Here is a 7,800-nt window from a genome sequence, read left to right on the forward strand (position 1 = left end):
CAGGAGCCGTCCCAGTTCCCTAAACCTAATCGCGCTTGGGTACCCGGGGTGTTGCCTTTCGTTAACGGTTTGTAACGCAACCCGAATCGTTATGAAGCCGTTTTCGACGGCCACTGCCCCCGTCTGGAATACCTCCAGTGGGTATACGCTTGAAGCAGGTACCCCTCTGGGGTATAAAGAACGCGACGATGAGGGTGAATCCGATGACGACGAATGAGTTCCAGGTGACCGGGATGAACTGCGGCCACTGCGAGTCGGCCGTGCGCGACGAGGTGGCGAAGGTCGCCGGCGTCGAGCAGATCGACGTGAGCGCGGCGAGCGGGCGATTGATCGTCTCCGCGAGCGCCCCGCTCGACGATGCCGCGGTCCTCGCCGCGGTCGCCGAGGCCGGATACGAGGCAGCGCGCGTCTGATGGACACCCACGGCGGCCACGCCCTCTCGCCGTCCATCGGCGGGAAGGTCGTCGGCGCGCACGGCGTCGGCGCCGCGCGGATCGAACTCGAGATCGGCGGGATGACCTGCGCCTCCTGCGCCGCGCGCATCGAGAAGCGGCTGAACCGGCTCGACGGGGTCGAGGCATCCGTCAACTACGCGACGGAGAAGGCGCACGTGCTCGCGCCTGCAGGCTTCGACCCGCACGCGCTGATCGCCGAGGTGGAGAGCACCGGCTACACGGCCGCGCTCCCCCGGCCCCACGAGCACCACGCCGAGCTCGAGCTGGCGCCGCTGCGGCGTCGGCTGATCGGCGCGATCGTGCTCGCAGTGCCGGTGATCCTGCTCGCGATGATCCCTGCGCTGCAGTTCCCGGGGTGGCAGTGGGTGTCGCTCGCGCTGGCGACGCCGGTCGTGACGTGGGCGGCGTGGCCGTTCCACCGCGCGACCTGGCTGAATCTCCGCCACGGCGCGACGACGATGGACACGCTCATCTCGATCGGCATCGGGGCGGCCTATCTCTGGTCGCTGTACGCGCTGTTCTTCGGCGGCGCCGGCATGATCGGCATGACCCACGGCTGGTCGTTCGCGCCGATCGACGGGGCGGGTGCCCTGTACTTCGAGGTCGCCGCGGGCGTGACGATGTTCGTGCTGGCCGGCCGGTACATCGAGGTGCGGTCCAAGCGCGACGCCGGGGCCGCGATGCGGGCGCTGCTCGAGCTCGGGGCGAAGGACGTGGCACTGCTTACGGTGGGCGCGGAGGGCGCGACCGTCGAGACCCGCGTGCCGATCGAGCGGCTGCGCGTCGGTGATCGCTTTGCGGTGCGCCCCGGCGAGAAGATCGCGACCGACGGCATCGTCGTGTCCGGCTCGTCCGCCGTGGACGCCTCCATGGTCACGGGCGAATCCGTGCCGGTCGAGGTCGGCGCAGGCGACGCCGTCGTCGGCGCGACGCTCAACGCGGGCGGCAGCCTGATCGTGCGGGCCACCCGGGTCGGGGGCGACACGCACCTCGCACGCATCGCCGAGCTCGTCGAGCAGGCGCAGGCCGGCAAGGCGCCGGTGCAGCGGCTCGCGGACCGGATCTCCGCGGTCTTCGTGCCGGCCGTGCTGGTGATCGCCGTGCTGACGCTGGTGGTGTGGCTGCTGCTCGGTGCGGCGCCGGAGGCCGCGTTCAGCGCCGCCGTCGCGGTGCTCATCATCGCCTGCCCGTGTGCCCTCGGCCTGGCGACCCCCACCGCCTTGCTCGTCGGAACCGGCCGCGGCGCGCAGCTCGGCATCCTGATCCGCGGGCCGGAGGTGCTCGAATCCACCCGCGCCGTCGACACGGTCGTGTTGGACAAGACCGGCACCGTCACGACGGGACGGATGACGCTGCACGACGTCGTGGCGTTGCCCGGGGGCGAGCGGGCCGAGCTGCTGCGGCTGGCGGGAGCGCTCGAGCACGCCTCCGAGCACCCCATCGCGCAGGCGATCGCACGGGCCGCCGCCCTTGATGTGGGCGCCTTGCCTGCGGTGGAGTCGTTCCAGAGCCTCGCCGGGCTCGGCGTCTCCGGGATCGTCGACGGGCACCTGGTGGTGGCCGGGCGCGCGGCCCTGCTGGCCGAGTGGGGCGTGACTCTGGGTGCTGAGCTGGCGGCCGCGGCCGCTGAGGGCGAGGCATCCGGTCGCACGAGCGTGCTCGTCGCGTGGGACGGCGAGGCCCGCGGGGTGCTCACCGTCGCCGACGCCGTCAAGCCGACCAGCCGCGAGGCGGTCGCCGCGCTGCGCGCGCTCGGGTTGGAGCCCGTGCTGCTCACCGGCGACAACGAGGTGGTCGCGCGGCGCGTGGCGGCCGAGGTCGGGATCGACCGGGTCATCGCCGAAGTGCTGCCCGCCGGCAAGGTCGAGGTCATCCGGACCCTCCAGGCCGAGGGCCGCATCGTCGCGATGGTCGGCGACGGCGTGAACGACGCTGCCGCGCTCGCGCAGGCAGACCTGGGGCTGGCGATGGGAACGGGAACGGATGCCGCGATCGAGGCATCCGACATCACTCTGGTGCGTGGCGACCTGCGGGCCGCCGCCGATGCGATCCGGCTGTCGCGGGCGACGCTGGGCACCATCCGGGGCAACCTCTTCTGGGCGTTCGCGTACAACATCGCCGCGATCCCGCTCGCGGCGCTCGGGCTGCTCGGCCCGATGATCGCCGGCGCGGCGATGGCGTTCTCGAGCGTCTTCGTCGTCGGCAACAGCCTGCGGCTGCGCGGGTTCCGGAGCGCCTCGTCCATTGATTCCGTGAAGGAGCAGCGATGACCACCACCGACGTCCACGAGGCGCACCAGGCCGGCCAGGCCGAGGCTGCTGCCGGGCACATCCACCACGGGTACATCACCGACAAGGACAAGTACCTCAACCGCCTCAGGCGCATCGAGGGTCAGGCCCGCGGCATCCACAAGATGGTGGAGGACGAGAAGTACTGCATCGACATCCTCACCCAGATCAGCGCGCTGACCAGCGCCCTGGAGGCCGTCGCGATCGGGTTGCTCGACGACCACCTGCGCCACTGCGTCGTCGACGCGGCGCGCCTGGGCGGCCCCGAGGCCGACGCGAAGATCACCGAGGCGACCCAGGCGATCGCCCGCCTCGTCCGGTAGCGCGGTTCCAGCGGTCGCTGAGCTTGTCGAAGCGCCGCGGTCGCGGCATCTGTCCCCACTCCCGCGCCAGCCGCGAAACATCACTTCCGCGTCGAGACGCACCGCCCCGCACGGTTTCTCGATGCCGAAGTGGTGTCTCGGCGCCGATGTGGTTTCTCAGCGGTCGACGGGCGGTCCGCAACGCCGGGCACCGGCATCCGTCCCCCGCCGCCGCCGGCCGCGAGACATCACATTCCGGGCGAGACCCACCGCGACGCATGATGTCTCTGCGGCGAAGTGGTTTCTCGGCGCGGAAGTGATGTCTCGGATGCCGCGGCTCGAGCGCGCGGCGCCGGGCTCAGGTGAGTTCGGCGACGTCCGAGACGCCGGCCGGGGCCGACGAAGAGCGGGAGCGGCGGGCTGCGGCAAGCGAGTCCACCGTCAGGAAGATCAGCGCCACCCACACCAGGATGAAGCCGATCCAGCGCTCCGTCGACATCTCCTCGTTCAGGAACCACACCCCGATCACGAACTGCAGGATCGGCGCGACGAACTGCAGCATCCCCATGACGGTGAGCGGCACGCGACGCGAGCCCGCCGCGAAGAGCAGGAGGGGCGTCGCGGTGATGACTCCAGCGAGGCCGAGCATCGCCGCGTGCCACGGACCGTCAGCACCCATGGTCAGGCCGCTCGTGCTGCCCACGACGACCAGCAGCACGAGGGCGACCGGCACGAGCCAGAGGGACTCGAGGGTGAGCCCGCTCACGGCGTCGACCGAGGGTCCGAGCTTCTTCTTCACGAGGCCGTAGAGGCCGAACGAGATCGCGAGGGTGAGCGCGATCCACGGGAACGCGCCGTACCCGACGACGATGACGAGCACCGCGAGCGCGGCCAGTCCCAGCGCGATCCATTGCGTGAGCCGCAGGCGCTCGCGCAGCACGAGCACGCCGAGCAGCACCGTGACGATCGGGTTGATGAAGTAGCCGAGGCTCGCCTCGAGCACGTGACCCGTGAGCGCGGCCAGGATGTACACCTGCCAGTTGACGTAGATCAGCGCGCCGGCGAGCGCCGTGAGCGCCAGCAGCCGGCGCTGCCGCATGATCCCGCCGAGCCGGCGCCACGTGCGCGTGACGGTCAGCAGGATCGCGCAGAACGCGAGCGACAGCAGGATCCGCCAGGCGACGAGCTCCCACGCGCCGGTCGGCGCGAGCGCGATGAAGTACAGGGGCAGAAACCCCCAGAGCAGGTAGGCGCTGAACGCGTAGACCCCGCCGAGCGCGCGCTCGCGCGCGGGCGACCTCCCCGTCCCGAAGGCGACGGCGGACTCGGACACGGCAGGCAGATCGCGACTCACTCCTCCAGCGTAAGGTCGCCCAGACGGGGCCCGTCGCGGTCGCGGGGCTCAGCAGAGCATCGGTCCCTGAGCTTCCGGGCACGCGCCGAGCGACCCGGGCACGCAGAAGGACCCGGATGCCGAGGCATCCGGGTCCTTCGAAAACGCTGGTGCGCGAGCTTAGCGAACAACCACCGCGAGCACGTCGCGAGCCGACAGGACGAGGAGGTCGTCGCCGCCGAACTTGACCTCGGTGCCGCCGTACTTGCTGTAGATCACGCGGTCGCCGACGGACACGTCGATCGGGATGCGGTTGCCGTTGTCGTCGACGCGACCGGGACCCACGGCGATGACCTCGCCCTCCTGGGGCTTCTCCTTGGCGGTGTCGGGGATGACCAGACCGCTGGAAGTGGTCTGCTCGGCCTCGACCTGCTTGATGACAATGCGGTCCTCGAGCGGCTTGATGGAAACCGACACGGTCTACCTCTGCTTTCCTTGAACTTCAAGACTGGTTAGCACCCTCCTAGTGAGAGTGCTAACTCAGTTTAGGCAAGCGCTGGCACTCTCGCAACGTGAGTGCCAAGTCTGTGTCATCTTCGGACGCGGTCGGATGCCGCGGCAGGCGTTTCGCGCGGGCCTGTCGTGCCCCTCCGCCGCCGCGCCGAACCCACATGTCATCGCCTGAACCCCCACTTCGAGGCCGCCCGAACCTGTGGGCTCGGGGCGGAGTGCGCGGGTTGACCCGGCTCCGGCAGTGGTCGGGGCGGGGTCGGTACGGGGGATCGCACACGGGGGCCCCGGGCCGGCGGGCCCAACTGCGGGGCATCTTGACGACACGCCGGGGACGCGGCATCCGTCCCCCGCGTGTCGGTCACGAGGCCCGCAGCTGGGTACAGGAGGTCGCGGCGGCGCGAGCAAGAGGCCGCCGTAGGCTGACCGGATGGACATCGCCGAGCTGACCGCCCTGCTCACGCCCGATGGGCTGCGCCTGCTCGACGCCCTGCCCCCGGTGGAATCGGCCGAGGACGTCACCCGCGCGGTGTCGCGGCTGCGCGCCGCCGGCCACTCCCCCGACCTCGTGTCGGCGGTCGTCACCCAGGCGCGGCTGCGCGTGCGCGCTCGTCCGAAGTTCGGCGAATTCGCCGAGCGGATGCTCTTCACCACGGCCGGGCTCGAGCAGTCGACCCGCCTGTCGATCGCGGCGCGGCACGCGGGCCGGTTCCGCGACGCCGGCATGACCTCGGTCGCCGACCTCGGCTGCGGGATCGGCGGCGACGCGCTCGGCTTCGCGGGACTCGGGCTGCGGGTCGTGGCCGTCGACGCCGACGAGGTCACCGCGGCGATCGCCGCTTACAACCTCGCGCCCTTCTCGGATGCCGTCACCGTGCGCCACGCGACAGCCGAGCAGGTCGCGCCCGCGGCGGGGGGCGGCCGGGTATCGGGTGACGAAGGGGGCGCGGCATCCGACTTTCCGACCGTCGATGCGTATTGGCTCGATCCGGCGCGGCGGACGGCCGGGCACAGCGAGACGTCGCGGACGCGCCCGGAGGACTGGTCGCCGGCGCTGGACTGGGTATTCGACCTCGCGCGGCGCGTGCCGGCCGGGGTGAAGCTGGGGCCGGGCCTGGATCGCGACCTGATTCCCGACGACGTCGAGGCGCAGTGGGTCAGCGCGGACGGCTCGACCATCGAGCTCGTGCTCTGGTCGGGTGCGCTCGCGCGTGCGGGCGTGCGCCGCGCGGCGCTGGTCGTGCGCGGCGACACCGCGGCCGAGCTGACGGCGGAAGCCGATGCCGAGGACGAGCCGGTCCGCGGGCTGGGCGCCTTTGTGCACGAGCCGGATGGTGCAGTCATTCGCGCGCGGCTGATCGGCGACGTCGCCCGGTCGCTGGAGGCGGGCATGCTCGACGAGCGCATCGCCTATCTGACCTCGGATGCCGCGCTCACGAGCCCGTTCGTGCAGTCGTTCCGCGTGCGCGAGGAGCTGCCCGCCGACACCCGCGGGCTCGCCAAGGCGCTGCGCGAGCGCGGCATCGGCCGGCTCGAGATCAAGAAGCGGGGAGTGGATGTCGATCCCGCCGTCCTGCGCAAGGAGCTGAAGCTGCGCGGCGACGGGTCGGCGACGCTCATCGTGACGCGGGTCGGCGCGAAGCGCCTGGCGGTGCTCGCCGACCGGGTCTGAATCGGGCCAGGCGGGTCCCAGCCTGCAGGGTCGCGGCGAAGGTGGCGCGAATGGTGGGATCCACCACATCGATGCGACCACCTGCGCCACCTTCACAGAGAGGCCCCACACAAGGGTGGCGCGAATGGTGGGATCCACCGCATGGATCCGACCACCTGCGCCACCTTCTTGGGCGCGGTCGAAGCGAGGCTTCTGCGCGGCCGAGGCGAGGCGGGGACGCGACATCCGTCCCGCCTTGAGAAATCACATTCGGGCCGAGACATCACTCCGGGGCCCAGACATCACGGGCTGCGTGATGTCTCAGTCGCCGCGTGGTTTCTCGACGACCTGGCGAGCCCGTCGGCCCGCATTTCTCGGCGGGAGGCCGTGTGAGCACGAAGTTCAATGAGGTTTGAGCAGAGGCATCCGTCTTCGAGATCGACGATCGCGCGAGCCGCGCCGCGGCGCACGGATGCCGCTGCTCGCGGTCGCGGCCCGCGCGGGCCTGCTCGTCACGGGTGCTGCGACACGTACCAGGTCGCGGGGTGGGGGTGGAGCGGGGCGGCGGTGGGGACGGCGGAGCCAGCGCGGGGTTCAGCTGAAGAGCGCGGCCTGGGACGCGGCGTAAAGCAGCCAGCCGGCGCTGTAGAGGATCGAGACGGCGCCGAGCACCAAGGCCCACACGGCGACGGCGCGGCTCTCGAGCGGGCGGCGCAGCGCGAGGATCGCGGCCACAATGCCGACCACCCCGATTGGGAACCCCCAGCCGACGAACAGCGAGAAGACCAGCCCGACGATCGAGAACCCAAGCGCCCACGCTCCGAGACCGCGGCGGGGCGGGGGCTGGGCCATGTCCCACTGCTCGCTCGCGAGTCCGTCCTCACCGGGAAGGGCGGGCGCCCGCTCGGTGGTGATCGCGACCGGCGCCGTGGGGAGGCGCAGGAAGCCCCCGCGGTGCGCGCCCGGCAGGGCCGACTCGGCGTCCGGCCTCACGACGTCGGCCGAGGGCTCCTCGACGGCAGGCACGGGGACACGCGGGGCCACGGGTTCAGCCGCGGCCGGATGTCCCGCACCGGCACCGGGTCCAACCGCACCCAGAGCCGAAGCTGAAGCGCCGGGCCGAGCCGCAGCCGAAGCCGCCGCCGGCTCAGCCGCAGCCGAAGCCGCAGCCGAAGCGCCGGGCTGAGCCGCCGCCGGCGAAGCCGCCGCGGCGGCCGACGCAGAAGCCGCCGACGCGGCACCGGGCTCAGCCGAGCCGGCC

At 71.7% G+C, this 7,800-nt stretch carries 7 protein-coding genes; 4 read left to right on the top strand and 3 right to left on the bottom strand.

What is annotated here, in order from left to right; genetic code table 11:
• Positions 1–203 precede the first annotated feature (203 nt).
• The 3 genes from AC1DVT_RS00720 to AC1DVT_RS00730 are packed head-to-tail and all read left to right on the top strand — an operon-like array spanning position 204 to position 3,066.
• A complete protein-coding gene (locus tag AC1DVT_RS00720; RefSeq protein WP_457100144.1) occupies positions 204–413 on the top strand; it encodes a heavy-metal-associated domain-containing protein in 210 nt (69 codons plus the stop codon).
• Complete coding sequence (locus AC1DVT_RS00725) at positions 413–2,725, top strand: heavy metal translocating P-type ATPase (RefSeq protein WP_477385656.1); 2,313 nt, start codon at positions 413–415, stop codon at positions 2,723–2,725. Before AC1DVT_RS00720 ends, AC1DVT_RS00725 begins: the two co-directional genes overlap by 1 nt.
• Positions 2,722–3,066, top strand: coding sequence for a metal-sensitive transcriptional regulator (locus tag AC1DVT_RS00730; RefSeq protein WP_477385658.1), 345 nt, complete (start codon positions 2,722–2,724; stop codon positions 3,064–3,066). The genes AC1DVT_RS00725 and AC1DVT_RS00730 overlap by 4 nt, the downstream gene beginning before the upstream one ends.
• Positions 3,067–3,403: 337 nt before the next feature.
• On the opposite strand, the gene rarD is transcribed toward AC1DVT_RS00730, so the two are convergent.
• Both rarD and groES read right to left on the bottom strand, forming a co-directional pair.
• Positions 3,404–4,399: an EamA family transporter RarD gene (gene rarD, locus AC1DVT_RS00735; protein WP_477385660.1), complete on the bottom strand. Its 996-nt coding sequence runs from the start codon at positions 4,397–4,399 to the stop codon at positions 3,404–3,406.
• Positions 4,400–4,558: 159 nt separating this feature from the next.
• Positions 4,559–4,855, bottom strand: a complete 297-nt coding sequence (gene groES, locus AC1DVT_RS00740) for a co-chaperone GroES (RefSeq protein WP_457100147.1) — start codon at positions 4,853–4,855, stop codon at positions 4,559–4,561.
• Between the two features lie 463 nt (positions 4,856–5,318).
• Here groES and AC1DVT_RS00745 point away from each other — a divergent pair, with 463 nt between their 5' ends.
• Positions 5,319–6,560, top strand: a complete 1,242-nt coding sequence (locus tag AC1DVT_RS00745; RefSeq protein ID WP_477385662.1) for a class I SAM-dependent methyltransferase — start codon at positions 5,319–5,321, stop codon at positions 6,558–6,560.
• 573 nt (positions 6,561–7,133) lie between these two features.
• On the opposite strand, the gene AC1DVT_RS00750 is transcribed toward AC1DVT_RS00745, so the two are convergent.
• Positions 7,134–7,565 (bottom strand): hypothetical protein, encoded by a 432-nt coding sequence (locus tag AC1DVT_RS00750; protein ID WP_477385664.1) that lies wholly within the window; start codon positions 7,563–7,565, stop codon positions 7,134–7,136.
• Positions 7,566–7,800: the final 235 nt, after the last annotated feature.

Source organism: Microbacterium sp. P2_F9, assembly GCF_056403635.1.

Excerpts from the sequence above, each read along its gene's own strand:
- AC1DVT_RS00725 (WP_477385656.1), top strand. The coding sequence starts at position 413 with ATGGACACCCACGGCGGCCACGCCCTCTCGCCGTCCATCGGCGGGAAG.
- AC1DVT_RS00730 (WP_477385658.1), top strand. The coding sequence starts at position 2,722 with ATGACCACCACCGACGTCCACGAGGCGCACCAGGCCGGCCAGGCCGAG.
- AC1DVT_RS00720 (WP_457100144.1), top strand. The coding sequence starts at position 204 with ATGACGACGAATGAGTTCCAGGTGACCGGGATGAACTGCGGCCACTGC.
- AC1DVT_RS00745 (WP_477385662.1), top strand. The coding sequence starts at position 5,319 with ATGGACATCGCCGAGCTGACCGCCCTGCTCACGCCCGATGGGCTGCGC.